Raw genomic sequence first — 26,846 nt, 5'->3', positions numbered from 1 at the left:
GCAACATCGGGACCCTTGTCATAAGGACTGCTCGATCAGGCTATCGGCGCACTGGTATCGGTAGCGACAGGACGCGCCGGGTCCCGGCTCCACTCGCTCCATGATCCGGGATAGAGTCTGGGCAGCGGTTTGCCAAGGGCGGCATGCGCCAGAATGATCATGCAGGCAGAAATACCGGACCCACAGTAGGCAATACTCGATTGACCGGTGGCCGGTATCAGCTTTTCCAGAACATCGCTCTCTGCCATGCAGTTATCTTCTCCCAGAAGCGAAGCGCCCGGGACGTTGACGGCACCGGGAATATGGCCCGCCACCTGATCGATCGGCTCGCTTTCACCGCGATAGCGCGCCGGCGGCCTGGCATCGAGCAGCAGCGCATCACCCTCGGCCACGTCGTCGGCGCTGGCGACCATCTGATGCTGAAAATCACAGACCCAATCGCTCGGCGCTGGCATTGAGGGGGTATCTTGCTCAAGCGCGCCACTGACGGCCTGCCAGACCTGAAGCCCACCATTGAGAACAAATACATTGTCATGTCCGGCCCATTGCAGCATCCACCAGGCACGCGCTGCCGCCAGCTGCCCCCCCAGGTCGTCATAGACGACCACTCGGGTCTCGGGCGTAATCCCCCACCCCTGAAGCGTTTTCTGCCATGTTTCAGGCGCAGGCAACGGATGGCGCCCCCCTTTGGCGCCACCGGAGGGCGCAGAGAGGTCCTCATTCATATCGACCAGCAGGGCGCCGGGCAGGTGCCCCTCCTGATAGAGTCGCGACGCTGCTCTGGCGTCATCCAGGCGCGCCCGACAGTCGAGGATCACCAGTGGTGTATTGTCGCGCTGCCACATCAGAAGGGTTGTGACGTCTGTCAGTGCAGTGGTCATGAAAACTCCCTGAATTTAACCAACGCGCTCGATCGGCGCGCGTGAAGCAATTAACCGGCGGCGGCCGGCCCGATGAAACATGACTTCCAGCACGCAGCGCTCGCGGTCGCCTTCCACCAGTTCGATACGTCCCTCTCCAAAGACCGCATGACGCACCTGCTCGCCCGGACGCCAGTCTCCGGCCTGCGACAGCACTGCAGGCGTTTTCTGCCCGGCACTGGCACGCAGTGAGTCCTCAACACCGATTCCCTCAAGGTAGCGGTTGGCCAGCGATGGGTCACGCACGCCTGGCGCACCGCCCTGCCGCGAGACAATGGCGCGGGCCAGTTTGACGCTGTCCTCCCAGGCAACCTCTTCCACGAAGCGACTAAGACGATGGGGCGCTGGATCAGACATCAGCAGCAACCGCTCTCGGGCGCGGGTAATCCCCACATAAAAAAGACGCCGCTCCTCTTCCAGTGCCTGGGGTGTCAGCGGGTTTTCTCTGGAATAAAGGGGAAAGTCCTCTTCATTGAGCCCGGCAAGAGCCACCAGAGGCCATTCAAGCCCCTTGGCACCATGAATGGTCGACAGCAAAACACCCTGCTCCTGATTGATGACCGGATCCTTGAGCAGGGCGATAAAGGCATCCGGGTCATCGGCCAGCTCGCCGGCCTGCTCGATCAAAACATCCAGCAGGCGAATATCCTCTTCTCCCTTGTCCCGCCTTGCCGCGGCGCGACGCAGCAGCTTTTCAGCTTCCAGAGTTTCTACCACATGCGACAACAGATCGGCCGGTGCCTGATCGCGCATGGCGGGCAATGTCTGTATCAACGCCCAGCGTTTCTTGAGATGTCGTCGCTGAAACGGCTTCAAACCGTCCAGCACGATGTGCTGCTCGGGCCAGCGGCCGGTACGGGCAAGTTCCGCCGTCAGCGGTGCCAGTCGATCCTGACTGACAAAGGCACTGGGCTGACTGTAAAGCAGCAGTAGATGATCACTATCCTGTAAAAGCTCGGGGCGACGGGCAAGCTCCAGATAGCCTGCCAGTGCCCTGACCAAAGGCAGGCGAAACACGAAGCGGTCCTGCTGCCCCAGCTGAAAGGGGATGTTTTCCCGTAAAAGACGAAGCTGTACAGGTACGCTGAGCGACCAGCTGCGCACCAGCACCGCACATTCTTTAAGATCACGCCCCTGCGCCTGCCATGATTGCAGCACCTCAACCAGGTGCCTGCCGCCGCTGTCACACTCAACCTGAGTATCGGGGTTGTCCGGCGCCGACAGTGTCAGTTGATCGGCAGCGCCCGGATTGGCGCGAATCACATGATTGGCCATCAGCGACACGGCATGGCCATGACGAAAGGTCCAGCTTAGAGGATAGTCGGTCGGCGTTCCGAAAAGCTCGCCAAAGCGCGCGTTCATCGCATCCGGACGTGCACCACGCCACTCATAGATACACTGGTTGGCATCGCCCACCGCCATGACGCTGGCACTGCTGCCTGCCAGCATCGACAGAAGACGCAGCTGGACTTCATTAATGTCCTGGTACTCATCAACAATGATGTGATCAAGACGTCCCTGAATACGCGCGCGTGCCCTGTCATCGCGGATCAGTGCTCTGAGCGGGCGATAGAGCAGGTCAGCATAGGTCATGACGCCCTGCTCCTGCATCAGGCGCTCCATCTCCAGAAAGGCCGGCACAAAGTGCTCGGTATCCGCACCATAGTCTCCCTGCTCATAAAGCCTAGCAGGCGGCAGGCATTCCGATTTGACCAGATCACAGAACTGGAGCAGCGTCTCGATGCGCTCCTCTTCCAGCGCCAGCGCCAGCTGTGCGGGTTCATCGACGAGCAGTTGCTGCAGCACCTGACGAGCCATACGCTCCCGCTGCCACTCTCCCTCGATCAATCGGCGTGCCGGCAACGCGCCCCAGCGCATCAGGCTCTGCCCCAGACGGTGGCCGATGGAATGAAAGGTACGCACCTGCGGCAATCGAGCCCCGGCCGGCGCCAGCAGGCGCAGTCGCGCCGCAAAATCCTCACGCGCAGCACGATTGAACATTAGAACCATGATGCGATCTGCCGGCGTACCAGTCGCCATGAGGTGCAGCACCCGAGCGATCATGGTGGAGGTCTTGCCAGCACCGGCCACGGCAAAGACGCGCGCATGCCCCTGCCCGTGTTGAACCACGGCCTGCTGCTGCTCGGTCAGTCTCATGGTGAGAGTGTCGACATGTCGTCCGGGTTCACCGGAGGCCCGAGGGCATGCCAGTAACCGCCGCTATGAAGGCCCATGTGAATCTGCCCCTGGGCGTCTTCGATACACTCTGCCTTTTCGACCAGCTGATACCAGCACTGACGCGACAGTCGAGCCGACAAACCGTGGCGCAGGATGACCCGTGGAACATCGGCATCGTCGTCCAGTACCAGACGACAATGATCGTCCAGCGTGGCGTGCTCACCTGTTTGCGTGGTCAGCTGCCAGCAAGGCCCTGTACCCGCATCTGCCTGACAGACAGCATCAACGATCAGCAATGGATGATCATCCACCTGGATTCGCCACTTTTCGGCCGGCGTCACCAGATAGTAGTGGCCATCGTCTTCACGGCGCAGCAAGCGAGACAACGTGCGCAGCACACGAGGATGCTCAACCCTGGCGCCTTCATGCCACCAGACACCGTCACGGTCCACCCGAATATCCATGTCCCCTGACAATGCCGGGTTCCACTCTTCCAGCGGCAGGGGCCGGTCGTTGGCTTGAACCGTCAGCAGTGTCTCCAGTGACATGGCAGGCTCCTCAGGCATTGACAAACGATGCAGCCGCGGCGTGTGAAGGTGCGGTGCGACGAAACAGGCGATGAAAGTTGGCCGTGGTCTGCATGGCGACCTCATCAAGGCTGATGCCGCGCTCACGAGCGATAACCCGCGCCACTTCCAGCACACGGGCGGGTTCATTGGCACGACCACGGTAAGGCACGGGAGACAGCCAGGGGCTATCGGTTTCAAGCAGAAGACGATCCAGCGGTAGCGCACGGGCAAGCGCCCTCACATTCTCGGCGCTGGCAAAGGTGACGATACCGGACAGGGAAATCATGAAACCATGAGCAACGGCGCGGCGCGCCATCTCCAGATCTTCGGTAAAGCAGTGCAGCACCCCGCCCACGTTGGGATCGATATGGTGCTCGATCATTTTCAGCGTCTCTTCACGTGCTGCACGGGTGTGAATGCTGACCGGCAGCTCAGCCTCATGAGCGGCACGTAGATGACGTTCAAAGCGCGTCAGTTGTACGTCTCGAGGTACGCGAAGCTGACCCTGTTCATCGGTTTGAAAGTCCAGGCCGATTTCGCCGACGGCCACAGGCTCGAATCGATCAATACAGTCAGTGATTTCTTCAAGAGTGGGCTCATGCTCAAGGCATTGCATGGGGTGAACGCCAACCCCAAAAAAGACATCGTCATGACGACGACCAATCTCTGCCAGTCCCGGCACACCCTCAAGGGTTGTGGCGACCGCAAGAAAGCCGCGCACACCGCTCTCACGTGCACGCGACAACACCTCATCTACACTGCCACTTTCAGCATCGAGACGATCAAGATGGCAGTGGGAATCGATCAGTACCGAAGGCCATGACAATTGTTCGGCTAACTGGCTCATTAAACCTACCCGGTTGGAGATATGCAGGCCGGGTATTATCGCAGATCATCGACTTTCAGGGAGAACCAAAAATGTCACGCCGATCGTGACCATTGCGATGATAACGGTATAAAAAGGGATCATGATCATTTATCAAGCGACCATCAGCCCAACAGGGCTTCAATATGCTCACGCAATGCCTGCTCTTCAGCATCAAGGTGAATGCCCACTCCGCCTTCGCGCTGGCCGACCATACCTGACGGCGATAGCCAGGCCACAATGCCTGACGCCGGGCGGGCTTCCTGCTCCTCGGGCAACGTCAGCAGCATATAAACCCGCTGACCCAGACGATGACGTACCGGCGTTGAAAGAAAAAGACCACCACGCTCAAAAAGCGGCATCCAGGCCATTCTAAGCGCATTGGTATCGTTGAACGTAAAGGACAGGGCCCGAGCACTCATGCAAATCTCCCGAGAATAAAATGACGCTGTCCTTATCGGCCGCTGGCGCGAGAAATTGCGCAAACGATACGTTTGGATGTCAGGAGCGCAGCAGCGCCGACCATCGAATCAGCCAGGATTCGATGACCAGTTGTGCATTGGGATTGCCGCCACCGGCCAACAGGCGGCGCTGTTCGTGAGCGTAATCAAGCAGGCGGAACCAGTCACGCACGCGAGCATTCTTGATGGCCTGACGATACAGTGGCATAAGATCGCGGTTGCGAACGCTGTCCATATCCCCGGACACGCCCAGACGAATCAAATCTTCGAGCCAGAGCACCCCATGCCACAGGATGTCCGGCAGGGCCTGCTTGTCGAGACGCGAGGCTTCTGCCACCGGGTCGCCGCCGCGCACCAGTGACTCGAAGAGCTCTCGCAGTTCCTGGCGCAGCTGGCGCGCCTCGGGCGCTGCCAGGTCGCGGGCCAGCAGCGGTCGACCGCCGGCCACCTCCCACCAGAATGCGGCCTGCTCCTGATCTTCAAGCTCCTGCGCCAGCCAGGCCAGACCAGCCTCGCGAGATGGCTGGGGGTGCAACCACTGCTGGCAACGGCTGCGGATGGTGGGCAGTGTTCGAGACGGAATATCGCTTTGCAGAATGAAAAGCGTATCACCTCCCGGCTCTTCGAGGCTTTTCAGCAGTGCATTGGAAGCCGCCACGGTCATCGCCTCGGCAGGTGCCAGGTGGATAATGCGATAGCCCCCCTGCTGCGCCGTCTGAGAGGCAAAGGCATTGATCTCGCGAATGGCATCGATGCGAATCTGCTTGCCGCGCTCGGCGGGCAGGATTTCCAGAAGGTCGGGGTGATATCCCGACATCAGCATCTGACAGGCATGACATTGACCACAGGCCGTATTACGAGGCGATTGGCAGAGCTGGCGCGCCATCAGTGCCTGTGCCAGACGCTCCTTTCCAAGCCCTGAGGGCCCGGTCAGCATGAGCGCATGCGGCAGCCGAGACTCGTCAGCAAGCGCCGTCAGACGCTGCCAGATCGCGGTTTGCCAGGGCCAGGGCGTTAATTCCATGACGAGAGCTGTTGATCGAGTCGCAGAGCGATATCTCGCTGCACCTGCTCAAGCGGCTGCGCGGCATCCACGGCAACAATGCGGCCGGGGTCCTGTTCGGCCCGCGCGCGATATCCCTGTCGCACCCGCTCGAAGAAATCGCCTCGTTCACGCTCGAATCGATCGCGCTCTCCCCCCCGCGATGACAGACGGGCAGAAGCGTAGGAGGTCGGCATGTCGAGCCAGAGCGTAAGATCAGGCGCCAGGCCCTGCTGCACAAACTGCTCCAGCATGGCAATGCGCTCCGGGGCGATACCGCGTGCGCTGCCCTGATAGGCAAAGGTCGCATCGGTAAAGCGATCACTGATCACCCACTCTCCACGATCAAGCGCCGGACGAATGACCCGTGCCAGATGATGCGCGCGCCCGGCAAATACCAGTAAAAGCTCAGCCAGATCATCCAGCGGCTCCTGCTCGTCATTGGCAAGCAGGAGCGCGCGAATACGTTCGGCAACGGGGGTGCCACCAGGCTCACGCGTGGTGACCACACGAATTCCCCGGGAATGGAGATAGTCACGAACGAAGGAGAGATTGGTGCTTTTGCCAACACCCTCCCCGCCTTCCAGAGTGATAAAGCGGCCTTGCTGGGTCATTACAGCTCTCAACGATTGAGGATATAGCGACGCACCGCCGCATTGTGTTCTTCAAGCGTGGCAGAAAACTGATGCTCTCCATTTCCCTTGGACACGAAATAAAGGGCATCACCTTCTGCTGGATTAACCGCGGCCTCCAGTGAGGCACGCCCGGGCATTGCGATGGGCGTCGGCGGTAACCCATTGATCACGTAGGTGTTCCAGCGCGTGGACTCGGTCAGATCGGCACGGGTCAGCGACCCGTTATACGCCTGCCCCAGCCCATAGATCACGGTTGGGTCCGTCTGAAGCCGCATCCCCTTTTCCAGACGGCGAACAAACACGCCCGCGATTCGGGTACGCTCATCGGGCGCGCCCGTCTCCTTTTCAATCAGCGACGCCAGAATCAATGCCTGATAGGGGCCATCAAGCGGCAGATCAGGCTGACGCTCGGCCCAGACCTTGTCGAGAGTACTAACCATTCGATCATGGGCGCGCTTGAACAATTCAATATCCGTAGTCCCCTTGAGCCACTGATAGGTATCGGGGAAAAACCAGCCTTCGGGAAACTCTCCGTCCATCCCGAGCGCAGCCATGATCTCTTCATCACTCATGTCACGCGTCTTGTGCTCGAGCGGCTCGGCCTGATTCAGGATCTGGCGCATCTGTGAAAAGGTACGCCCTTCCGGAATTGTCAGGCGGTGGCGCACAACATCGTTGCTGGAAAGCTTGCCCAGTAATGCATGGGCATTCATATCAGGCAAGATTTCGAACTCGCCGGCACGCAGCGCCCTCAGACGGGCAGGGTCGAGCACGCCCAGCACCTGATAGGGCCAGCGCTCATCAATGATCCCACGCTCATGAAGCTCATTGATGATCTGCCGGGCCCCCATGCCAGAGCGAATCTCATAAACCGTTGACGACTGCAATGCAATCGGTTCATTAAGCTTGTGCTGCCACCAGAGCCAGCCTCCGCCGATGGCTGCCGCCATGACCACCACTACCAGAAGCATACCCTTTAACCATCGCATACATGAGACTCGGATCAGGAGGTTGGAAGATTGGAGGGATAACCCAACAGGGCATGCGCGCCATCCTGAAGACGGCGAACCGAATCATCGATGAGCCACTGACCGGACACGTGCTGATGCTGTGCATCGAAACACCTGACGATTGGCCATAGCCCTTGCACGGAGTTGAAAAGACAGGTACTTCGCGCGTTCAAAAATCTTGACAGCGATGCATCCTCGGCGCCGGCAATACTCAAATGCCCCTGGTCGATCAAGGCACGGCGCAGGGTACCTTCGACACCGCACTCGATCAGTTCAGGCGTCCACCACTGTCCCTGGTCGAACCAGGCCAGATTCATGGCGGTCGCCTCAACAAGCTGATCGCGGTCGTTAAGGATAATGCCTTCAGCAATGGCATCGTCATGCCATTCCTGGCGTGCCAGCACGTTTTCCAGTCGGTTGAGATGCTTGAGTCCGGCCAGGGCGGGCTGACGGCCCAGCCGCAGATGGCAAAGCCGAACGCTGACCCCTTGCTCCCAGCGTTCGGGCATGGGCGTAAACGGCGTGAACTGCCAATAACAGCGCGGCTCGGCTGGATCAGGCGGACGATAACCACGCCCACCGCTGCCACGGGTCAGGACGACCTTGAGCACATGCTCGCCCCGAGGCGCCTTTTCAGGCAGAGCATCCAGCCACCCTCTCGAGGGCGGCTCAAAGCCAAGACGATGTGCCCCATGAATCAGGCGAGCGCAGTGCTCATTCCACAACAGAGGCGTCCCGTCTCTTACCAGCACGGTTTCGAACAGACCATCCCCGTAGGCAAGCCCCCGATCTGTCAGAGCCACCATGGGATCAGTGCTATCCGAGCCGATCATGCCTGCATCCTCATCAGATACGCGAAAATACCAGCGAACCGTTGGTGCCACCAAAACCGAACGAATTGGACAGCACATGCTCGATTTTCATTTCACGTGCAGTATGCGGCACGTAATCCAGACGGCATTGCTCGTCAGGATTGTCCAGATTGATGGTCGGTGGAGCGACCTGATCGCGCAGGGCCAGAATGGAGAAAGCCGCCTCGACTGCCCCGGCAGCGCCCAGCAGATGTCCGATCATTGACTTGGTCGAGCTGATGGCCACATCACGCGCTGAAGCACCCAGCACCTTTTCGATGGCAAGGCTTTCTGCCACATCGCCCACCATCGTGGAGGTGCCATGAGCATTGATGTAATCGATGCTTGAAGGATCAAGCCCGGCATCGCGAATGGCGTTGCTCATGGCCATGGCAGCGCCGGCACCATCGCTGGGCGGTGCTGTCATGTGCCACGCATCATCACTCATGCCAAAACCGGCACACTCCGCCAGGATGTTCGCACCGCGCGCTTTTGCGTGCTCGTACTCTTCCAGCACCAGAATTCCGGCACCATCGGAGAGCACGAAGCCATCACGGTCGCGATCCCACGGTCGACTGGCGGCCTGCGGATCATCGTTACGGGTCGACAGCGCTCTGGCGGCGGAAAAGCCCCCAACACCCAACGGCGTGCTGGCCATTTCAGCCCCACCACACACCATGACGTCAGCGTCACCATAGGCAATGGTACGTGCGCCGTAGCCAATGTTGTGCGTTCCCGATGTACACGCCGTTGTAATGGCGATATTGGGGCCGCGAAAGCCAAACTGAATGGCCAGATTGCCAGCGATCATGTTGATGATCGAACCAGGCACGAAGAAGGGAGAAATACGACGCGCCCCCGACTTCAGCAACGACTGATGGTTGGTCTCGATCATCGGCAACCCGCCGATGCCTGAACCAATGGCAACCCCGATGCGGTGAGCGTTTTCTTCGCTGCAGGTAATGCCCGAGTTCTGTACCGCCTGAACCGAAGCTGCAATGCCATACTGGATGAAAAGATCCATTTTTTTGGCATCTTTCGGATTGAACCAGGGGGCTGGATCAAAGCCTTTCACAGCACCGCTGAAGCGAGTGTTCAAACCACTGGCATCAAAATGCTCGATCGCTCCGATACCGCTTTTGCCAGCCTTGATACTGTCCCAGGTGGCATCCGTTGTATTACCCACCGGTGTTACCAGACCGATGCCGGTCACCACGACCCTTCTGCGAGGCATCGTTTTTCCTCCAAAAAAGACAGATGAGTGCGCCCGAGAGCATGAATTACTGCTGGATACCCGACCGCCTGCTGCATGATATATCCGGGCCATTATACCGATTCTATCGGCTCGGTCTCTGACTGATATATCCTGATGATTCAGCTTGAAAGGCCCGGCGCAGCGTATGCCGTTTGCCGGTTAATGCCATTTAAAAATAAAGCCGCTCCCAGAGGGGGCGGCTTTACCGGTCAATCCTGGCCCGGAAGGCTGGATTGCGCCAAAAACTTACTGGTGAGCGACGATGTAGTCGATCGCTTCCTGCACGGTAGTGATCTTCTCTGCTTCTTCGTCGGGAATTTCGGTATCGAATTCCTCTTCGAGAGCCATTACCAGTTCCACGGTGTCGAGCGAGTCGGCGCCCAGATCTTCAGTAAAGGAAGAGCTGTTCTGGATCTCTTCTTCCTTGACGTTCAAGCGTTCGGCAACAACTTTTTTAACGCGCTCTTCGATGGTACTCATTTATCATCACTCCTGGTTTACGAGTCGCCAGATCAAAACTGGCGGTAGTTTATAGACCGTCTTTCTCGGACGCAACAGCGTCCTTTGTCGGTTCTAGCGCATGTTCATACCGCCATTGACATGCAGCGTTTCACCGGTGATGTACCCGGCGACATCGCTGGTCAGAAAACAAGCAGCCGCTGCAATTTCCTCGGGTTGCCCCAGGCGCGACAGCGGAATCTGACTCAGCAATGATTCCTTGTGTTTCTCTGGCAGCTCACTGGTCATGTCGGTTGCGATAAACCCGGGCGCTACGGCATTGACCGTAACATTACGCGAAGCAAGCTCGCGCGCCAGTGAGCGGGTAAAGCCTTCCATGCCTGCCTTTGCCGCAGCATAGTTACTCTGACCCGCATTGCCCAGTGTTGCGACAACGGAACTTATATTAACGATACGACCGAAACGTGCGCGCGTCATGGCTTTCAGGCAAGCCTTTGATACACGATATACCGAGGTGAGGTTGGTATCCAGAACCTCGTCCCACTCGTTATCCTTCATGCGCATCAACAGGTTATCACGAGTGATGCCAGCATTGTTGACCAGAATCAAGGGAGCACCAAAACGCTCGGTGATCTCGCTCAGCACCTGATCAATGGCAGCGCTGTCCGTTACGTTGAGGACCATACCCGCTCCGGTTATGGAGTGCGCGGCAAGATCATCCTCGATGCGACGCGCGCCATCCTCGCTGGTGGCCGTTCCAATAACCGTATGGCCCTGTCGACCCAGCTCACGAGCAATGGCCTGGCCAATGCCGCGTGTTGCACCGGTAACCAGTGCCACTCTTGCTTCACTCATGCTTGCCTTCCCTTTTGGGATTGATGTCTTGTGCTGCGTATTCGCACGCCTTTATTGACCTTCTGGCGTCTCTTTTGCCAGCTCGATCGCTGCTGCCAGCGATTCAGGATCATTGACCGCAAGCCCACGACTTTGACGTGCGATGCGCTTGCCCAGTCCTGTCAGCACCTTCCCGGGACCACACTCGATAAAGACGCTGGCACCCTGCTCGCAAAGGATTTCCACACAGCGTGTCCAGAGCACCGGACGGTACAATTGCTGAACCAGCCGCGTCTTGATGGTATCAATATCTTCATGCCAGGCGGCATCCACATTCTGGATAACACGATAGCGCGGCTGACGCAGGTCGATATCAATCATGGCCTGCTCAAGACGCTCGGCGGCAGGTTTCATCAGCGCACAGTGCGATGGTACCGATACCGGAAGCGGCATGGCACGGCGAGCGCCGCGCTCCTGGCAAAGAGCGATGGCACGCTCGACGGCGGCCTTTTCTCCGGCGATCACCACCTGCCCTGGCGAGTTATAGTTGACGGCCGAGACAACGCTACCCTGTGCGGCTTCTTCACATACCGCTTCCACGACATCGTCATCGAGCCCCAGTATCGCCGCCATCCCGCCTTGTCCGGCCGGCACGGCATCCTGCATCGCCTCCCCGCGCAGGCGCACCAGCCGGACACCATCAGCGAAGCTCATCGCACCTGCACAGACCAGCGCACTGTATTCGCCCAGACTATGGCCGGACATGGCAGCTGGACGCGGGCCTTCAAGCTCCTGCCAGACGCGCCAGATGGCAACACTGGCGGTCAGCAGCGCCGGCTGCGTGCAGGCTGTTGCATTGAGCGCCGTTTCGGGCCCTTCCTGAGTCACATGCCAGAGATCGTACCCAAGCGCATCTGAAGCCTCCTCGAAGGTCGTTCGCACCACGCTGTAACGTTCGGCGAGCTCTCGCAGCATGCCCAGCTGCTGAGAACCCTGACCGGGAAAGACCAGGGCGAGGGCATTGCTCATCTGATTCACCTGTACTAGCTCATTGAAGATTAAATAAGCGAAGCATTATAAACGCCTGCAGTGCAGGCTCAATCAGCACTTCGCCATACGAAATTTCTATGACATCAACCTTTCCGGCAAATTCATCGCGGCTTCATCCAGTGCACGGCGCACAGCATAGGCAAATCCTTCGGCGCGTGCATTACCATGGCTTTTCACAACCGTGGACTTCAGCCCCAGAAAGCTGGCGCCATTATATCTCACGGGGTTAAGCTCCTGCATGAAGCGGCGCAATACCGGCGTGCCCAGCCACCCCACCATACGGGCATACCAGCCGATCTGAAACTCGCTTCGAAGACGCTCACCGAGCATTCGAGCCAACCCCTCACTGCTTTTGAGCGCGACATTGCCCACCATTCCGTCACAGATGGCAACGTCAGTATTACCAGTGAAAAGTGCATCCCCTTCGATATAACCGACATATTCGAAACGAGTATGGTCACCGCCGCGAAGCAGCATATCGGCTTCACGTACTCGGCGTTCTCCCTTGGAACTCTCGGTGCCCACGTTTAAAAGCCCGACTCTTGGCAGCTGCACGCCATCCACCAGCCTGACCATGGCAGCGCCCATCGAGGCAAAATCTACAAGATGTTCGGCGCGCACGTCGACATTGGCACCAAGGTCCAGCATATAGCAGGGTTTTCGAGAGACGGTGGGAATAGCTGCACTGATAGCGGCACGCGCTACATTATCCAGCATACCGACATCGCGTCGCCCCAACGCCATAATGGCGCCGGTATGCTCTGCGCTGACACAGGCACAGGCGTCGCCGCTTCGCAAGGCACCAAGACTTGCGTAAAGGCTGCCATCGAAGGTATCGCGAAGAATGCGGGAAGGCGTCACGTCAACAGGCAGGCCGTCACCGGCTTCAATGACATCGATGCGATTACGGACATGCGCAAGAGAAGCAGGTAATCGAGAGAGTTCGACGTCAAGCAGGTGACGTCTGCCGTAGAGCGTGGCATATGCATCCGGTCTTTGCGCCAGTGCAAGTGCTGCCCCAGGAACAGTAGCGCGGGGACCGTAATCCCCGCCCATGGCGTCGATGGCGATACGCAAGGGCGGCATCGCCCGAATCATTTATTCTTCGACGTCAATGACCTTGCGGCCACGATAGTATCCGTCCGGTGCAACATGGTGACGGAGATGAGTAGTGCCGGTTTCCTTGTCCTGGGACAGTGTCGGCGCTGTCAGAGCGTCGTGAGCACGACGCATACCGCGCCTGGAACGGGACTTGCGATTCTGTTGGACAGCCATTGGGTTGTCTCCGGTTGTAACGTAACGTCAAAAAAGACTCAGTGATCCTTCAGGGAGCGAAGCACACTGAACGGGTTATCGGCTCGCGCCGGCGTTTGCTCGACTTCGTCACCACTTTGCAGCGCATCTCGAGAAACGGCGCAATCCGCTTCGTCGTGATAAACCACCTGCGGAAGCGTCAGAAGCAATTCGTCCTCGACAACCGGCAGCAAAGCCAGATGTTCGTCTTCCACAAGTACCGGCTCGTAACGTGCCGGCAGTGTCGCTGCACGCTCATCACTGGTCACCATGCCAAGCAGAAAAGTGCTTTCAAGATGAACCGGCATGGCCTGCAGACACCGCTGACAGGGCATCTCGACATCGGCAACAAGTGAGCCTTCGATATAATGCTGACGCTGTGCATCAAGATCAAACGTCATGACAACATGACATTCGGCCTCCTGCCGGCCGATGGCATCGACGAAACGAGGCATGGCAGAGAGTGGAATTCTCCCTTCCAGACGTTCGCCGCTGGCAGCAAGCCGATAGGGCTCGACCGTTTTGGGTAGTCGCGTGGTTGACATAGGCGCGCAATAATAGGGATTGTCCGTGAAAGTGTCAAAAGAGTTGTTGCAAAATAGGCACCCGAAACCGCTATTACCATTAAAAACGGTTACCCTGCTGCCCTTTCAAAACCCACTGTTTCAGGAGCCATGATGCCCCTGCTTGTTCTTGCCTCCGGCTCTCCTTCTCGCCGAGAGCTGCTGGGCCGTCTCGGCCTGCCCTTTCAACATCACTCTCCTGATATTGATGAAACCTCCAGAGCAGGTGAAACGCCCCGTATGCTGGCCGAGCGCCTCTCGCGCGAAAAGGCGCAGGCACTGGCCGAGTATTATTCACATCATCTGATCATTGGCAGCGATCAGGTGGTCAGCATCGATGATGACCTACTGGGCAAACCGGGCAGTATCGACAGGGCCCGTCAACAGCTCCAGCGCTTTTCAGGCCGGCGTATCCATTTTCTGACAGGCGTGGCAGTTCTGGATACCCGTCAACACCGTTGCGACACTTTCGTGGACCTTACAAGCGTTGATGTCAGACACCTGAGCTCCGATGAGATCGAGGGCTATCTTGCAAAAGAGCCCGCCATCGATAACGCTGGCGGCTTTTATATGGAGAAACTCGGAACCACCTTGTTCGAGGGCGTCCATACTTCCGACCCGAGCGCACTGATAGGGCTTCCCATGATTGCCTTGTGCCGCCTGCTTCGTGACGCCGGTGTCAATCCACTGCTCGAATGACAGCAGCCGGCGCCACGAAGGGACGTCAACGCAGGCGCACGGGCGACGCGCCTGCGAAAAGGTCAAGGCCGAGATACTCTGCAGCGATCTGGCCAAGGTGGCGCGATATCTGCTCAAGCGGATCACCGCTTTGGGTGTAATCCGTCGTTTCAGCACTCCCGATCATGTCGCGCGCGACATCACCAACGCTTTTAAGGCCGTCCACCAGCCCCTTTTCCACGGCCTCTTCGCCCGTCCAGACCAGCCCGGAAAAAAGCGCAGGATCATCTGATAGACGATCACCACGGCCGGCCTTGACGGCGTTAATGAACTGCTCATGAGTCTGGTCCAGCACATGCTGCCAGAAGCGTTTTTGTGCGTCGCTGACAGGCTGAAAGGGATCAAGCATGTTTTTGTTCTCCCCCGCCGTAAACACACGTCGCTCAATGCCCAGCTTATCGATAGCACCTTCAAGCCCGAACCCCGAGTAGATGACACCAATGGAGCCCACGAGACTGGCCGGTGCGGCGTAAATGTTGTCGGCAGCCGAAGCAATATAATAGGCGCCGCTTGCACCAATATCCTCGATGACAGCAATGATGGGCTTGTCACCCGTGCTGCGAAGTCGGCGAATCTCGTCATAGATGCGCTGCGACTGTACCGGAGAGCCACCAGGACTGTTGATGTCCAGCACGACCGCCGTGTCCGACCCCTGCCAGGCCTCGTTCAGGCCTCGAATGACTCTTTCAGCACTGGCCGGGGACTGGCTGTCGATCACACCCTCAACCCTGACCACCCCAACCTTTCTGGTGGTCATCGACTCCTGCTCACCGAGCATCATGAACGTGACAGCTGCGGCGATCACGATCCAGAAACTCCAGAACAGCAAACGAAAGAAGATTTTCCAGCGCCGGCTGCGACGCTGCTCGCGCACCATTTCAAGTAGCCATCGCTCTATCATGGCATCGCGACCAACACCCTCCCGAGGCTGCTCTTTTGCAGCTGAAACGCTGTCATCCAGCTCACGCCCCGTCCACTGATCCCTTCGATCACTCATGCATCCCCACTCCTGTGCGCGGGCAAACCGATGCCTCCAGCCAGCGCATCAGCTCATGGAAATCATTCACCACCTGCACGGGCGAAAAATCCCCCAGCTGTTGCGCAGTGTGAACTCCCCAGGTCACCGCCACACGATCCATACCCAGCGCCTGCGCCATGCCCATGTCGTAAACGCTGTCGCCGATCATGACGGCATCCTCGACAGCAACATCAAGGGTTTCCAGCAGCTCGACCAGCATGAGCGGGTCAGGTTTTGAGCATGTCAGATCGGCGGTGCGGCTATCAGCAAACCAGTGTCCACAGCCGCGCTCGGCAAAAATTCGATCCAGCCCTCGGCGGCTTTTACCGGTCGCCACGGCAAGCCTGACATCAGGCAGTGACCTTAATCGTGCAATACCCGCCTCCACCCCTTCAAAAAACGGCAGGGCAGGCCCTTCTTTCTCGGCCGCTACAAAGTGTTGTGCGTAACAGCGACGAAGATGCTCGGCTCGCTCGGCATCAATGCCCGGGCACAATCGAGCAATAGCTTCCGGTAGACCAAGGCCAATGATATCGAGTACGGCTTCGCGACTCAGCGCAGGCCAGCCGATATCGAGCGCAGCACGCTGCATGCAGCCCACGATTCGATCCGCCGAATCCATGAGCGTGCCATCCCAGTCAAAAATGATCAGACGATAACGCATTACAGCCCTGCTCCTATTGTCTCTATCCGGGGAATATGTCTAGGGACACCCAACTAGCGCAGGCGTGCCAGGACGCTCTGCAAATCGTCGCTCAAAGGCGCGTGCAGGGTAACGGGCTGTCGTGAGGCAGGATCGGTGAACCCAAGCGTTCTGGCATGCAGAAAAAGGCGGGACAGCTCGCACTGTCTGGCCAGATACTCACCGCTTGCACTGCCGTATTTGCTGTCTCCCAGCAGCGGATGACCGGCATGAACGGCATGAACCCTGATCTGATGGGTGCGCCCCGTCACCGGCTCCGCCTCGATCAGGGAAGCACCCTTCAATGACTCGATCAGCGTGAAACGGGTTCTTGAGGGCTTGCCGGTCGCCTCTACTCTTACGCGACGCTCGCCGCTGGGAAGCTCGAAGCGCAACAACGGAGCGTCCACTTCCCGATGCTCAACGGACCAGCGCCCTTCAACCAGAGCAAGATAATGTTTCTGCATGCGATGTGCGCGAAGCTCATCGCTGAGAAAATTGAGTGCTTCGCGTGATTTGGCCACCAGCAGACATCCTGACGTATCACGGTCCAGCCGGTGTACCAGCTCAAGATATGGCAAATCATCGCGTATCTGACGAAGGGCCTCGATAAGCCCTATCTTGACGCCACTGCCCCCATGGACGGCAAGCCCTGAAGGCTTGTTGAAAACGATCCAGTCAGCCGTCTCCCTTAGAACACTTCGCTCGATAACATGACGCAAATTATCGCTGATGTCCTGTACGGCCTCCTGAGGCGTCAAACGCAGCGGCGGCACCCTGAGGCGATCCCCCTTGACGAGCCGACGACTTGCTTTGCCACGCCCACCATTAATGCGCACTTCACCGCGGCGAATGATCCGATAAATGAGGGTTCGAGGCGCACCTTTCAGATGGGCAATCAGGAAATTATCCAGTCGCTGTCCATCATGATGTTCGTCAATGTCGAGCCACTGAACGCCACGCCCCTCCACCATGTTCTTTCCCTTTTTTAACGGCTGCAAAGGACGGCATTGTAGCGAAATAACGCAGCAATGGCCCCGATTGTGGGCACCAGGGTTTACTGTTATATTCCAAGGGCTTCCTTAAGGTCCGCAAGACCTGACAGCGCCTGCATCAGATGACACGCAGGCCGAAGCAACAGAACAGTCGTCGGATGATATCAATCCGGCACCTGGTAGTATTTGAAGTACCCGGATTTTGCATCACGGGATCAACCATTTTCCGTGCCGAAAGCCGGTGCTGTCGTATTGATGGCCATCAGGTGTGACCGCCTTACTGGAAGACCGGTTAAGCAACCATGCTGCCGCGACATGTCTTCAGGCTGTCACGTACTCAACATGATCATGAAGCCTTTCCAGGGCACGTCTGTATGGCGCCCAGGGAATTGAAACATACTTGTAGACATGCGCTGAGCACAAACACTCTGGCCCGCGATTCGGCTGCACCGATGCCCGGCGCTACAGGCAATCAACCAAGGGGTTGATCGTGGCTGTGGCACGGCCTTGTCTGGCGGCACGCTCAGTCAGTGAGACAATATGAAACGCATGCTTATCAACGCGACTCAGCCTGAAGAGCTGAGAGTCGCGCTGGTCGATGGCCAAAGACTTTATGACCTCGACATCGAATCCGGAGCGAGAGAACAAAAAAAGGCCAATATCTATCGCGGCCGCATTACGCGAGTCGAACCCAGTCTTGAAGCTGCCTTTGTTGATTTTGGCGCTGATCGTCACGGCTTTTTGCCGCTCAAGGAGATCTCTCGCGAATATTTTTCAAAGGAGCCCTCGGGTAACGGTCGCCCCAATATTCGTGAGGTGATCAAGGAAGGCCAGGAAGTCATTGTTCAGGTTGACAAGGAAGAACGCGGCAACAAGGGCGCAGCACTGACCACCTTTGTCAGCCTGGCCGGGCGCTTTCTGGTACTGATGCCCAACAATCCGCGGGCTGGTGGTATCTCTCGCCGTATCGAAGGCGATGAGCGTACAGAGCTGAAAGAAGCCATGAGCCAGCTCACCATGCCCGAAAAAATGGGTGTGATCGTGCGCACGGCCGGCATCGGCCGCTCTTCCGAAGAGCTGCAGTGGGATCTGGATTATCTGGTACAGGTCTGGGAAACCATTACAGAAGAAGCCGGCAAGCGCTCGGCCCCCTTCCTGATCTATCGGGAATCCAACGTCATCATTCGCGCCATGCGCGACTACCTGCGCCAGGATATTGGCGAGGTGCTGATCGACCATACCGACGTGCACGAGGAAGCGCTCAACTTCGTCAAGCAGGTCATGCCGTCCTATCAGCAAAAGATCAAGCTGTACAACGATGATGTCCCGCTCTTCTCTCGCTTCCAGATCGAATCCCAGATCGAGACGGCTTACGAGCGCGAAGTCAAGCTGCCGTCAGGCGGCTCCGTCGTCATTGACCACACCGAAGCCCTGGTCTCCATTGACATCAACTCCTCACGCGCCACCAAGGGGGGGGATATCGAGGAGACCGCACTGCAGACCAATCTGGAAGCCGCCGACGAAATCGCCCGTCAGTTGCGCCTGCGTGATATCGGCGGTCTGGTGGTTATCGACTTCATCGACATGACCCCTGCCCGCAACCAGCGCGAAGTCGAAAATCGCGTTCGGGATGCTCTGAAGCTTGATCGCGCACGCGTCCAGATTGGTCGCATTTCGCGCTTCGGCCTCATGGAAATGTCTCGCCAGCGCCTGCGCCCGTCACTGGGCGAAACCAGCGGTGTGGTATGCCCCCGCTGTAACGGCCAGGGCACCATCCGGGATGTCCGCTCGCTGTCCCTGTCGATCATGCGACTGATCGAAGAAGAGGCAATGAAGGATCGCAGCTCCCAGATTCGTGCCATGCTGCCGGTGCCGGTTGCCACCTACCTGCTCAATGAAAAGCGCAACGTACTGGCCGACATCGAACGTCGCCAGGGCGTCCGCGTCATGCTGTTGCCACAGCCTGAACTCGAGACTCCGCATTACGATGTTCAGCGCTATCGCGACGATCAGGTCGATCCGGAAGAAGCCGCACGTTCAAGCTTTGAGCTGTCAGATGACTTTGAAGCACCGGAAGACGAAAGCGAAACCTATCGCAAACCCGTCAAGCGGACCGAAGCGGCCGTACGTTCTGTAGCACATCGTACTCCGGCACCCGAACCTGCTGCAGCGCCGACAGAAGAAGCGCCTTCCGGCTTTCTGAGCCGCCTCATGAAAGGCTTCAACCGCCTGATGGGCAGCGAAGAAAGCAGCAGGCAGGAAGCAGGCAACGTTCAGCCCAAAAGCGAAACCTCTCGCCAGACACCAGCCATACGGGAAGAAAAGTCTCCGGCGGCCAGTCATGAGAGCACTACTCGCGAAGAACAGAAATCTTCCAACAGCGGTGGCGAGCAGCGCAACAACCGTCGTGATAATACAAGGCGCGACGACAGCACTGGAAACAGGAATAACCGCAACGACAAGCGTACGTCTTCCGACAAGGGTCGCGATGACAAGAACCGACGTGATCGGCCGTCACGCGACGCTGACAAGAGTGACAATACCAACGCTCGTCATGACAAGCGCCAGCAGAGCAGCACATCGGACAAGGCAGACAATGCCAATACCGATCGCAATGATAAGCGCCAGCAAAATGCAGCGCCGACCAAAAGCGATAATGCAACGTCCGAGCGCAGTGACAAGCGTCAGCAGAGTGCTCCGGCAGACAAGAGCGCCGAGAAGCCACGTAACGAGGGTGAACGCAAAAAATCTGCCCCCGAATCGTCTACTCCCGCTAAAACAGAAGGTGCTCAGGACCAACGTGCACAGCAGTCGCCCGCTCAGGCGCAGGAAAGCGATGACGGCAAGCCACGCCGTACTCGTAACAATCCACGTCAGCGCAGTCGCAAGCAGGCTCTGAGCCCTGAGGCAGTCGCAGAACAGGAACGCCTGCAGGCTGAAGCCAGCCAATCAACGACATCCGCCAGCTCTGAAACCGTTGCTCGGGAGAACAGTGACCCTGCAGGTTCAAAGGCGACGGAGTCCAGCACGCCCGCAAGCGCCGAGCCGAAGGCAGCACCAGTTCAAGGCAGCGATGCTTCTGTTGCGGCAAAGCCTGCGAACACTTCTGAAAGGAAGGCGTCGAGCACTGAAGAGAAGCCAGCCACGACTGACAGCAAACCCTCTTCCACTTCCGGTAACGGCCGTAAATCGGTGAGCGCTACCTTCGGCCGCGAACCGTCATCTTCTGAAACGGCTTCAGATCAGAAGGAAACGAGCAGCGTCAAAGCGGCGGATGCCACACAGCCTGGCGCCGACACGTCCCAAAAACCTGTCACGGAGCAGCAGGCCAAAAACGCTGAGACGGCTTCGGCCAAAGAGCCTGATATTACCGGTGGCCAGGCAGCCGGTGAAACAGCCTCCAAAACATCAGACAAGCCGATAGCCGAGTCAAAGGAAGCTTCAGTACCCGGGAATGCTGCCACAACCGTGGTCGATCAAAGCAAAGAGCGCACCGCAACTGAAACGGCCTCCACTCCCCAAAAGAAAGAAGCCGAACCGGCCAAACCGGTTGACGCGACAGCAGCCAGCGAAGCTACGCCGCGCGAGCAGCCCCACCTGGTTTCCCAGAGCGCCAGGGCTGCCGTGACCGACAAAGCTTTCAGTGAAGCGCCGGCACGCGATATCAATCGCCAGAGCGTGGCCGCGCGTGACAAGGCCTCCGAAAAGCCTGCATCGAAGCCGCCACATAAAGCGACCGAAGAAAAGCAGGACTCAGAGCAGGCTGCCAGTCATGTTGCCGCCAAAGGCACTGACAAGCCGGCTACAACTGAAGCTGCCGCCAAGGCCGACAGCGCTCGCAGGATCGCCGAGGTAACCGGCAGTAGTGACAAGGCAGCGTCTGCGACCAGTGAAGCAACCCCCGTTGCTGACAAAAGCGCTGACAAGGTGACCACGCCAGACAGTGCGCCCCAGAAGGGTGAAGCCACTGCCACCGAAGCGACTTCTCGGCAGCGTCAGCGTCGTCGTGCACATAATGATCCGCGCGAACGTCGTCGTCAGCAGCAGCGTGAGCGGGATAACCAGACGTCCAATGAATAACGTTCGGTGAATACCCAAAAGGCCCACTCCAATGGAGTGGGCCTTTTTTTGTCTACCAACACAGGGAGGTCTCTGTCAGTGACCGATGATACCGGGCTCCATATCGAGCGTTACCCCAAAACGCGCTTCGACGGACGCTCGAATACGCTTTGCCAGCTCCAGCAGATCAATGACGCACCCCTGGCCGTAATGTACCAGCACCAGTGCCTGCTGCTGATGAACGCCTACCCGGTTGTCACGATATCCCTTCCAGCCACACTGATCGATCATCCAGCCGGCCGCCAGCTTGACGCCCTGATCGGTTTTCCAGCACGGCATCGAGGAATAGCGGGTCATCAAAGCCTCAGCCTGTTCTGCTGGCACCACAGGGTTTTTAAAAAAAACTGCCGGCATTGCCCAGCACCAGTGGATCCGGCAACTTTTCCCGGCGGATGGCGGCTACGGCGATCGCAACATCATTCGGACCTGCGTTTAACGGGAGACGGTCAGCAAGATCGCCGTATCCGGTACGCGGCCTGCCATCAAGATCAAGGCGCAGCACCACTCGAACCACCATGACCTTTCCGGCCAGTGCCGTCTTGAAGACGCTGTGCCGATAGCCAAAGTCGCACTGGGCTCGGTCGAGTATTTCATAACGACCATCTTCAAGATGCATGATATGCACTTGCTCGATGACATCACCGATTTCGGTACCATAGGCACCAATATTCTGAATGGGTGCGGCCCCTACCGAGCCCGGAATCAGCGCCAGGTTCTCGATCCCCCACCAGCCCTCACGGGTAGTCTTCTCCACCAGTGCATGCCAGTTAACCCCGGCTTCGACATGCCAGAGCGCCATGTTTTGGCCAAAAGGCTCATGCCAGATGCGCTGGCCCGTATAACGCACGACCAATCCATCAATGTGGGGGTTCATGACAACATTGCTGCCGCCACCCAGCGCAATCACGCGACTGAAGCGATGACGTCCTATGGCAAGAATACGACGAAGGGACAGCAGCGAGTCTGCTTCGGCGAGCGCCTGAGCCCGTGACTCAAACCCCAGCGTGTTGTGAGATTTCAGGGAGATGCCGTACTGCATCTTCAATCCGATGCTTCCTGACGCTCGATATGCTCAAGCAGGCCCTGGCAGCCGGCCTCGATCTGATCGGCCACGCGACCGAAGTTATCGGTGCTGCCGAAATAGGGGTCACCGATTTCCGCGCCAGTACCTTCGTCTGCAAAATCCATCAGCAATCCCACATGCGCGCGGCGAGTTTCCGGCGCCATCCGTCGCAGCGCCTGCAGGTTGTCCTCATCCATACAGAGGATGTAGTCAAACTGCTCAAAATCGTTCAAGCGAATGACACGTCCTCGCAGCTCGGAAATGTCGGCCCCGCGATGATGTGCTTCACGCATGGCTCTGGGATCGGGCGGCTCGCCTGCGTGATAATCACCAACACCACAGGAATCGACCTCGATTCGGCTATCAAGGCCTCTACTCTGTAGCATTTGACGAAAAAGACCTTCTGCCATGGGAGAGCGACAGATGTTTCCCAGGCAGACAAACAGGACTCGAATCAATCTGAGCTCCTTTGCAGAAGTTCACGCACCCGTTCCAGATCTTCTGGCGTATCCACACCGGCTGGGTATTGCTCGGTGGCCACGGCGACCGAAATGGCATAACCGTGATAGAGCGCACGCAGCTGTTCGAGCTGCTCGCAGGCTTCAACAGGTGCGACTGGAAGGTTTTGATAATCGCGTAAAAAAGAGGCGCGATAAGCGTAAATGCCGATATGGCGAAGCCAGCCCTGTCCCAGCTCATCCATGTTATGCGAATCATCAGCATTCGACAGGTCAAAGCGGTCACGGTCCCAGGGAATGGGGGCACGTGAGAAGTAAAGAGCGCGCCCACTCTGACTGCATACCACCTTGACCACGCTGGTACGCATCAGAGTGGCCCGGTCGGCAATGGGCTCGGCAAGGGTTGCCATGGCCGCACCCTCGTCTCCCTTGAGCGACTCGGCCACCCGGTCGATCATGCTGCTGGGAAGAAGCGGCTCATCCCCTTGGACATTGACGATGCACTCCTCATCCCGAAGATCGAGCTTGTCGACGACCTCCGTGAGCCTTGACGTACCGTTGACATGGTCTTCGCGTGTCATGACAACGTCTGCTCCAAAGGCTCGGGCAGCCGTGGCAATCTGCTCACTATCGGTGGCAATCAGTACTCTGGCGGCATTGGAAGACATCGCCCGCTGCCAGACATGCTCGATCATGGGACGGCCGGCAATCTCCAGTAGCGGCTTGCCGGGTAGACGCTGCGAGGCAAATCGAGCCGGGATGATGACAGTGAAGGCCTGACTCATGATGCGGCCGCAGTACCCTGCTTTTTACCCAGCGCCTCTTCAACGTTCAGGCGACGTGCTCGACTGGCCAGCATCACGGGAATGCCATCCGCGACCGGATAGGCAAGACCGCTTTCACGACACAGCAGCTCGTTGGTCTCTCGGTTGTATTCAAGCTTTCCGCCGCTTTCAGGGCATACCAGCATGGCAAGCAGTTCCTGATCCATTATCTTTCTCCTGTATCAGAGTTTTTCAAGGCGCGCTGACAGCCACTCGATCAGTGCTGGCTCGGGGCACGCTTCTATATCCAGCGACCAGCACCGCTCGTTGGCAAAGGGGCGGCATTTGACAGCATCCTTGGCGGTCATGACGACAGGTCGATTATCGGCAAAGCGCACATCATGTGCCGAGAAACGATGATGGTCCGGTAGCGGATGTTCATCAAATGCCACACCGAGCGTTTCAAGGGTTTTGAAAAAACGCTGCGGGTTACCAATGCCTGCAATGGCATGGACTCGCCCATCAAAGGGACGAGCTTCGATACTATAGCAAACACCATCATTGAGGTGGCGCCAGGCGCTGGGTATCAGAGACATGGAATACTGCGCCACGGCGTCCAGAGGCCGTAGATCACCATTGGAGATGATGGCGTCTACCTCCTGCAATCTGGAAAGCGGCTCGCGAAGCGGTCCTGCGGGCAGGCATCGACCATTACCAAACCCGCGCATGCCATCCACTACTACCAGCTCGATATCCCGGCCCAGGGCATGATGCTGTAGACCATCATCAGATAGCAGAATGTTGCAGCCGGCAGCAATCAGTTTACGCGCCGCCCGTGGGCGGTCAGGGTCCACAACAACCGGCAGCTGCGTCTGCTGAGCCAGCATAACGGGTTCATCGCCTGCATGCGCGACATCACTGGTGTCGTTTACATAGAAGGGATAGCGCGGCGCATGGCCACCATAGCCGCGAGAGATAATACCGGGCCGCCAGCCCTGCTTTTCAAGCCAGCGACCAAGCCATGCCGTCAGTGGAGACTTGCCGGTACCACCCACCGTGATGTTACCGACCACGATGACCGGCACCGGCGACGTCCATGTTTCACGCCGACCGCTCTGATAGGCCTGACGCCGTCGGGCCGTCACATGCTTGTAAAGCACCTCCAGAGGCGTCAGCACTCCCGGCCAGCGGGCACCGCTATACCATGCCCTTTCAAGCCGTTTCATGATAATGCCATCTCGTAGAGACACTCACACCGGAACATTGCTGCGCTCCTCACTGAACTGGATACGATGCAGCGCCGCATAGGCACCGTCCTGAGCCAGAAGCGTTGAGTGATCACCTGACTCAATGATCTCGCCGTTATCCATGACCAGAATACGGTCGGCCTGCTCAATGGTGGAGAGCCGGTGCGCAATCACGAAGGTGGTACGCCCTTCGCAGACCTTCTCGAGGGCCTGCTGAATGTAGCGCTCGGATTCCGTATCCAGCGCCGAGGTGGCCTCGTCCAGAATCAGGATAGGGGCATTCTTGAAAATCGCACGCGCGATGGCAATACGCTGGCGCTGCCCACCGGAGAGCATGACGCCATTGTCACCGACAAGCGTGTCGTACCCTTGCGGTAATCGCTCGATAAACTCATCGGCGTAGGCTGCCTGTGCGGCAGCCACTACTTCATCACGAGAGGCATTATTGACTCCGTAGGCGATATTATCGGCAATGCTGGCATTGAACAGGGTCACATTCTGAGTGACCAGAGCGACCTGACGACGCAGGGCCTGCATCAAATAGTCACGAACATCCACCCCATCAATGCAGATACGGCCATCCGTCGCGTCATAAAATCTTGGCAGCATGTTCATCATGGTGCTCTTGCCACTGCCTGAGCGTCCGACCAGCGCAATCATTTCGCCGGCGTCAACCTCGTGGCTGATGCCCTTGAGTACGTCCGGCAGATCGCTGCCATAACGAAAATGAACACCTTCAAAGCTGACCTGCCCCTGAACGCGACCGGGATCATGAGTCCCATTGTCCGGCTCGCGCGGCTTGTCCATCAGTTCAAAAAGCTCCTGAGCCGCGGCCAGTCCCTTTTGAATCACACCGTTGATTTCCGTCAGCGACTTGATGGGCTTGATGATCATGCTGGCCGCCGTGATAAAGCCGATAAACTGACCCGCGCTCATGTTGCCCAACAGCTTGGGATCGAGTGCCAGCCAGACCAGCAGCGCCAGTGACACCGCCACCAGAGTCTGAATGACCGGCGCACTGATGGCCTTGGTCAGGGCTTCCTTGAGACTCTGATCACGATTGTACTGGCTCGCCTGATTGAAGCGGTTGTATTCATGCTGCTCTGCACCGTGCGTGCGCACCACGCGATACCCCGTGATGGTCTCGGACGCCACGTGAGTCACCTCACCTACTGACTTCTGAATGCGCCGTGAAAGCTTGCGAAAACGCTTGCTGCACCAGGCGACTACAAAACCGATCAGTGGCGTCACGGCGATAAAGATCAGCATCAGTTTCCAGTTGACCCAGAACAGATAAATCGTCAGTCCAATGACCAGCATGCCTTCCTGAAGTACCACATTCAGGGCCTTGGTGGCCGCGCCGGTCACCTGTTCCACATGGTAGGTCACACGCGAGATCAGGTGTCCACCGCTGTTTTCATCGTAAAAACGCCCCGGCAGATGCAGCATCTGGTCGAAGACCGAAACGCGCAGGCGATGAACCACGTTGCGCGCTACATATTCCATGCCATAGGTACCCAGAAAGGTACCAAAACCACGGGCAATGAAGATGCCGATGATCATCAGGGGAAGGGCCTGGCGAAAATCAGCATCCGGGTTTTGTATACCGTCGGTCAGAAACTCCATGATTCGCGCCATGAGAGTACTGGAACCGGCATAAATGGCATTGCCAATCAGCGCGATCGCAAAGGCCTTCCAAAAAGGCTTTACATAGGTCAGCAGACGGGCGTACAGCGTCAGGCTGGCGTTTGACTTCACGGGCTCTCCTGCCTTGCTG

At 57.9% G+C, this 26,846-nt stretch carries 28 protein-coding genes; 2 read left to right on the top strand and 26 right to left on the bottom strand.

From position 1 onward, the window contains the following. Positions 1 to 35 precede the first annotated feature (35 nt). The 16 genes from B9G99_RS14065 to B9G99_RS13990 form a co-directional block, all read right to left on the bottom strand. Positions 36 to 881, bottom strand: coding sequence for a sulfurtransferase (locus tag B9G99_RS14065; protein ID WP_086622720.1), 846 nt, complete (start codon positions 879 to 881; stop codon positions 36 to 38). Between the two features lie 15 nt (positions 882 to 896). After that, entirely contained in the window at positions 897 to 3,077 is a 2,181-nt protein-coding gene (locus B9G99_RS14060; RefSeq protein WP_086622719.1) for an ATP-dependent helicase, read from the bottom strand. Beyond that, positions 3,074 to 3,646 carry a DUF1285 domain-containing protein gene (locus tag B9G99_RS14055; RefSeq protein ID WP_086622718.1) on the bottom strand — a complete coding sequence of 191 codons (573 nt, stop codon included), beginning with the start codon at positions 3,644 to 3,646 and terminating at the stop codon, positions 3,074 to 3,076. The genes B9G99_RS14060 and B9G99_RS14055 overlap by 4 nt, the downstream gene beginning before the upstream one ends. Positions 3,647 to 3,656: 10 nt before the next feature. After that, positions 3,657 to 4,514, bottom strand: coding sequence for a TatD family hydrolase (locus tag B9G99_RS14050; protein ID WP_086622717.1), 858 nt, complete (start codon positions 4,512 to 4,514; stop codon positions 3,657 to 3,659). Positions 4,515 to 4,657: 143 nt separating this feature from the next. After that, positions 4,658 to 4,954, bottom strand: coding sequence for a PilZ domain-containing protein (locus tag B9G99_RS14045; protein WP_086622716.1), 297 nt, complete (start codon positions 4,952 to 4,954; stop codon positions 4,658 to 4,660). 79 nt (positions 4,955 to 5,033) lie between these two features. Further along, positions 5,034 to 6,017: a DNA polymerase III subunit delta' gene (locus B9G99_RS14040; RefSeq protein ID WP_086622715.1), complete on the bottom strand. Its 984-nt coding sequence runs from the start codon at positions 6,015 to 6,017 to the stop codon at positions 5,034 to 5,036. Further along, complete coding sequence (gene tmk / locus B9G99_RS14035; RefSeq protein ID WP_086622714.1) at positions 6,008 to 6,649, bottom strand: dTMP kinase; 642 nt, start codon at positions 6,647 to 6,649, stop codon at positions 6,008 to 6,010. The genes B9G99_RS14040 and tmk overlap by 10 nt, the downstream gene beginning before the upstream one ends. Before the next feature lie 8 nt (positions 6,650 to 6,657). Continuing rightward, positions 6,658 to 7,641: an endolytic transglycosylase MltG gene (gene mltG / locus B9G99_RS14030; protein WP_227875834.1), complete on the bottom strand. Its 984-nt coding sequence runs from the start codon at positions 7,639 to 7,641 to the stop codon at positions 6,658 to 6,660. A 32-nt stretch (positions 7,642 to 7,673) separates the two neighbouring features. Then, a complete protein-coding gene (gene pabC / locus B9G99_RS14025; RefSeq protein ID WP_227875833.1) occupies positions 7,674 to 8,513 on the bottom strand; it encodes an aminodeoxychorismate lyase in 840 nt (279 codons plus the stop codon). A 13-nt stretch (positions 8,514 to 8,526) separates the two neighbouring features. After that, the gene (gene fabF, locus B9G99_RS14020) at positions 8,527 to 9,765 is read right to left on the bottom strand and encodes a beta-ketoacyl-ACP synthase II (RefSeq protein ID WP_086622712.1); all 1,239 of its coding nucleotides are present in this window, start codon (positions 9,763 to 9,765) and stop codon (positions 8,527 to 8,529) included. 267 nt (positions 9,766 to 10,032) lie between these two features. Beyond that, complete coding sequence (gene acpP / locus B9G99_RS14015; RefSeq protein WP_019951639.1) at positions 10,033 to 10,266, bottom strand: acyl carrier protein; 234 nt, start codon at positions 10,264 to 10,266, stop codon at positions 10,033 to 10,035. 93 nt (positions 10,267 to 10,359) lie between these two features. Continuing rightward, on the bottom strand, positions 10,360 to 11,100 hold the full coding sequence (gene fabG, locus B9G99_RS14010; protein WP_086622711.1) for a 3-oxoacyl-ACP reductase FabG: 741 nt from the start codon (positions 11,098 to 11,100) through the stop codon (positions 10,360 to 10,362). Positions 11,101 to 11,151: 51 nt separating this feature from the next. Next, positions 11,152 to 12,108: an ACP S-malonyltransferase gene (fabD, locus tag B9G99_RS14005; protein ID WP_086623498.1), complete on the bottom strand. Its 957-nt coding sequence runs from the start codon at positions 12,106 to 12,108 to the stop codon at positions 11,152 to 11,154. 96 nt (positions 12,109 to 12,204) lie between these two features. After that, on the bottom strand, positions 12,205 to 13,215 hold the full coding sequence (gene plsX, locus B9G99_RS14000; protein WP_086622710.1) for a phosphate acyltransferase PlsX: 1,011 nt from the start codon (positions 13,213 to 13,215) through the stop codon (positions 12,205 to 12,207). Between the two features lie 12 nt (positions 13,216 to 13,227). Next, positions 13,228 to 13,404 (bottom strand): 50S ribosomal protein L32, encoded by a 177-nt coding sequence (gene rpmF, locus B9G99_RS13995; RefSeq protein ID WP_086622709.1) that lies wholly within the window; start codon positions 13,402 to 13,404, stop codon positions 13,228 to 13,230. A gap of 38 nt (positions 13,405 to 13,442) precedes the next feature. Then, positions 13,443 to 13,967 (bottom strand): YceD family protein, encoded by a 525-nt coding sequence (locus B9G99_RS13990; protein ID WP_086622708.1) that lies wholly within the window; start codon positions 13,965 to 13,967, stop codon positions 13,443 to 13,445. Positions 13,968 to 14,099: 132 nt separating this feature from the next. Here B9G99_RS13990 and B9G99_RS13985 point away from each other — a divergent pair, with 132 nt between their 5' ends. Further along, positions 14,100 to 14,684 (top strand): Maf family protein, encoded by a 585-nt coding sequence (locus B9G99_RS13985; protein WP_086622707.1) that lies wholly within the window; start codon positions 14,100 to 14,102, stop codon positions 14,682 to 14,684. A 25-nt stretch (positions 14,685 to 14,709) separates the two neighbouring features. On the opposite strand, the gene sppA is transcribed toward B9G99_RS13985, so the two are convergent. Genes sppA through B9G99_RS13970 form a run of 3 tightly spaced genes read right to left on the bottom strand, consistent with a single transcriptional unit; the run spans position 14,710 to position 17,397 of the window. Then, positions 14,710 to 15,720 (bottom strand): signal peptide peptidase SppA, encoded by a 1,011-nt coding sequence (sppA, locus tag B9G99_RS13980; RefSeq protein ID WP_086622706.1) that lies wholly within the window; start codon positions 15,718 to 15,720, stop codon positions 14,710 to 14,712. Beyond that, positions 15,713 to 16,405 (bottom strand): HAD-IA family hydrolase, encoded by a 693-nt coding sequence (locus tag B9G99_RS13975; RefSeq protein ID WP_086622705.1) that lies wholly within the window; start codon positions 16,403 to 16,405, stop codon positions 15,713 to 15,715. The genes sppA and B9G99_RS13975 overlap by 8 nt, the downstream gene beginning before the upstream one ends. Before the next feature lie 53 nt (positions 16,406 to 16,458). After that, positions 16,459 to 17,397: an RluA family pseudouridine synthase gene (locus B9G99_RS13970; protein ID WP_086622704.1), complete on the bottom strand. Its 939-nt coding sequence runs from the start codon at positions 17,395 to 17,397 to the stop codon at positions 16,459 to 16,461. Between the two features lie 561 nt (positions 17,398 to 17,958). Here B9G99_RS13970 and rne point away from each other — a divergent pair. Further along, positions 17,959 to 21,498 carry a ribonuclease E gene (rne, locus tag B9G99_RS13965; RefSeq protein ID WP_086622703.1) on the top strand — a complete coding sequence of 1,180 codons (3,540 nt, stop codon included), beginning with the start codon at positions 17,959 to 17,961 and terminating at the stop codon, positions 21,496 to 21,498. A gap of 75 nt (positions 21,499 to 21,573) precedes the next feature. Here rne and B9G99_RS17080 read toward each other — a convergent pair whose 3' ends face one another. From B9G99_RS17080 to msbA, 7 genes are read right to left on the bottom strand one after another with little or no spacing between them, the layout of a single operon-like run. Then, positions 21,574 to 21,834, bottom strand: coding sequence for a UDP-N-acetylmuramate dehydrogenase (locus B9G99_RS17080; protein WP_227875832.1), 261 nt, complete (start codon positions 21,832 to 21,834; stop codon positions 21,574 to 21,576). Between the two features lie 37 nt (positions 21,835 to 21,871). Beyond that, positions 21,872 to 22,576 (bottom strand): UDP-N-acetylmuramate dehydrogenase, encoded by a 705-nt coding sequence (gene murB / locus B9G99_RS13960; RefSeq protein ID WP_227876011.1) that lies wholly within the window; start codon positions 22,574 to 22,576, stop codon positions 21,872 to 21,874. Between the two features lie 2 nt (positions 22,577 to 22,578). After that, positions 22,579 to 23,058 carry a low molecular weight protein-tyrosine-phosphatase gene (locus B9G99_RS13955; RefSeq protein WP_174678768.1) on the bottom strand — a complete coding sequence of 160 codons (480 nt, stop codon included), beginning with the start codon at positions 23,056 to 23,058 and terminating at the stop codon, positions 22,579 to 22,581. Continuing rightward, entirely contained in the window at positions 23,055 to 23,843 is a 789-nt protein-coding gene (gene kdsB / locus B9G99_RS13950; protein WP_086622702.1) for a 3-deoxy-manno-octulosonate cytidylyltransferase, read from the bottom strand. The genes B9G99_RS13955 and kdsB overlap by 4 nt, the downstream gene beginning before the upstream one ends. Further along, a complete protein-coding gene (locus B9G99_RS13945) occupies positions 23,840 to 24,049 on the bottom strand; it encodes a Trm112 family protein (protein ID WP_086622701.1) in 210 nt (69 codons plus the stop codon). The genes kdsB and B9G99_RS13945 overlap by 4 nt, the downstream gene beginning before the upstream one ends. Positions 24,050 to 24,064: 15 nt before the next feature. Continuing rightward, positions 24,065 to 25,048 (bottom strand): tetraacyldisaccharide 4'-kinase, encoded by a 984-nt coding sequence (gene lpxK, locus B9G99_RS13940; protein WP_086622700.1) that lies wholly within the window; start codon positions 25,046 to 25,048, stop codon positions 24,065 to 24,067. 24 nt (positions 25,049 to 25,072) lie between these two features. After that, positions 25,073 to 26,827, bottom strand: coding sequence for a lipid A export permease/ATP-binding protein MsbA (msbA, locus tag B9G99_RS13935; RefSeq protein WP_227875831.1), 1,755 nt, complete (start codon positions 26,825 to 26,827; stop codon positions 25,073 to 25,075). Positions 26,828 to 26,846 lie beyond the last annotated feature (19 nt).

Source organism: Kushneria konosiri (assembly GCF_002155145.1).
GTDB lineage: Bacteria > Pseudomonadota > Gammaproteobacteria > Pseudomonadales > Halomonadaceae > Kushneria > Kushneria konosiri.
Note: the sequence above shows the minus strand (reverse complement) of the source record. Positions and strands in the feature narration are given on the sequence as shown.

Bases quoted from the DNA above. Each gene is read 5' to 3' on its own strand.
- B9G99_RS14065 (WP_086622720.1), bottom strand. From the start codon at position 881: ATGACCACTGCACTGACAGACGTCACAACCCTTCTGATGTGGCAGCGC.
- B9G99_RS14060 (WP_086622719.1), bottom strand. From the start codon at position 3,077: ATGAGACTGACCGAGCAGCAGCAGGCCGTGGTTCAACACGGGCAGGGG.
- B9G99_RS14055 (WP_086622718.1), bottom strand. From the start codon at position 3,646: ATGTCACTGGAGACACTGCTGACGGTTCAAGCCAACGACCGGCCCCTG.
- B9G99_RS14050 (WP_086622717.1), bottom strand. From the start codon at position 4,514: ATGAGCCAGTTAGCCGAACAATTGTCATGGCCTTCGGTACTGATCGAT.
- B9G99_RS14045 (WP_086622716.1), bottom strand. From the start codon at position 4,954: ATGAGTGCTCGGGCCCTGTCCTTTACGTTCAACGATACCAATGCGCTT.
- B9G99_RS14040 (WP_086622715.1), bottom strand. From the start codon at position 6,017: ATGGAATTAACGCCCTGGCCCTGGCAAACCGCGATCTGGCAGCGTCTG.
- tmk (WP_086622714.1), bottom strand. From the start codon at position 6,649: ATGACCCAGCAAGGCCGCTTTATCACTCTGGAAGGCGGGGAGGGTGTT.
- mltG (WP_227875834.1), bottom strand. From the start codon at position 7,641: ATGCTTCTGGTAGTGGTGGTCATGGCGGCAGCCATCGGCGGAGGCTGG.
- pabC (WP_227875833.1), bottom strand. From the start codon at position 8,513: ATGATCGGCTCGGATAGCACTGATCCCATGGTGGCTCTGACAGATCGG.
- fabF (WP_086622712.1), bottom strand. From the start codon at position 9,765: ATGCCTCGCAGAAGGGTCGTGGTGACCGGCATCGGTCTGGTAACACCG.
- acpP (WP_019951639.1), bottom strand. From the start codon at position 10,266: ATGAGTACCATCGAAGAGCGCGTTAAAAAAGTTGTTGCCGAACGCTTG.
- fabG (WP_086622711.1), bottom strand. From the start codon at position 11,100: ATGAGTGAAGCAAGAGTGGCACTGGTTACCGGTGCAACACGCGGCATT.
- fabD (WP_086623498.1), bottom strand. From the start codon at position 12,108: ATGAGCAATGCCCTCGCCCTGGTCTTTCCCGGTCAGGGTTCTCAGCAG.
- plsX (WP_086622710.1), bottom strand. From the start codon at position 13,215: ATGCCGCCCTTGCGTATCGCCATCGACGCCATGGGCGGGGATTACGGT.
- rpmF (WP_086622709.1), bottom strand. From the start codon at position 13,404: ATGGCTGTCCAACAGAATCGCAAGTCCCGTTCCAGGCGCGGTATGCGT.
- B9G99_RS13990 (WP_086622708.1), bottom strand. From the start codon at position 13,967: ATGTCAACCACGCGACTACCCAAAACGGTCGAGCCCTATCGGCTTGCT.
- B9G99_RS13985 (WP_086622707.1), top strand. From the start codon at position 14,100: ATGCCCCTGCTTGTTCTTGCCTCCGGCTCTCCTTCTCGCCGAGAGCTG.
- sppA (WP_086622706.1), bottom strand. From the start codon at position 15,720: ATGAGTGATCGAAGGGATCAGTGGACGGGGCGTGAGCTGGATGACAGC.
- B9G99_RS13975 (WP_086622705.1), bottom strand. From the start codon at position 16,405: ATGCGTTATCGTCTGATCATTTTTGACTGGGATGGCACGCTCATGGAT.
- B9G99_RS13970 (WP_086622704.1), bottom strand. From the start codon at position 17,397: ATGGTGGAGGGGCGTGGCGTTCAGTGGCTCGACATTGACGAACATCAT.
- rne (WP_086622703.1), top strand. From the start codon at position 17,959: ATGAAACGCATGCTTATCAACGCGACTCAGCCTGAAGAGCTGAGAGTC.
- B9G99_RS17080 (WP_227875832.1), bottom strand. From the start codon at position 21,834: ATGACCCGCTATTCCTCGATGCCGTGCTGGAAAACCGATCAGGGCGTC.
- murB (WP_227876011.1), bottom strand. From the start codon at position 22,576: ATGCAGTACGGCATCTCCCTGAAATCTCACAACACGCTGGGGTTTGAG.
- kdsB (WP_086622702.1), bottom strand. From the start codon at position 23,843: ATGAGTCAGGCCTTCACTGTCATCATCCCGGCTCGATTTGCCTCGCAG.
- B9G99_RS13945 (WP_086622701.1), bottom strand. From the start codon at position 24,049: ATGGATCAGGAACTGCTTGCCATGCTGGTATGCCCTGAAAGCGGCGGA.
- lpxK (WP_086622700.1), bottom strand. From the start codon at position 25,048: ATGAAACGGCTTGAAAGGGCATGGTATAGCGGTGCCCGCTGGCCGGGA.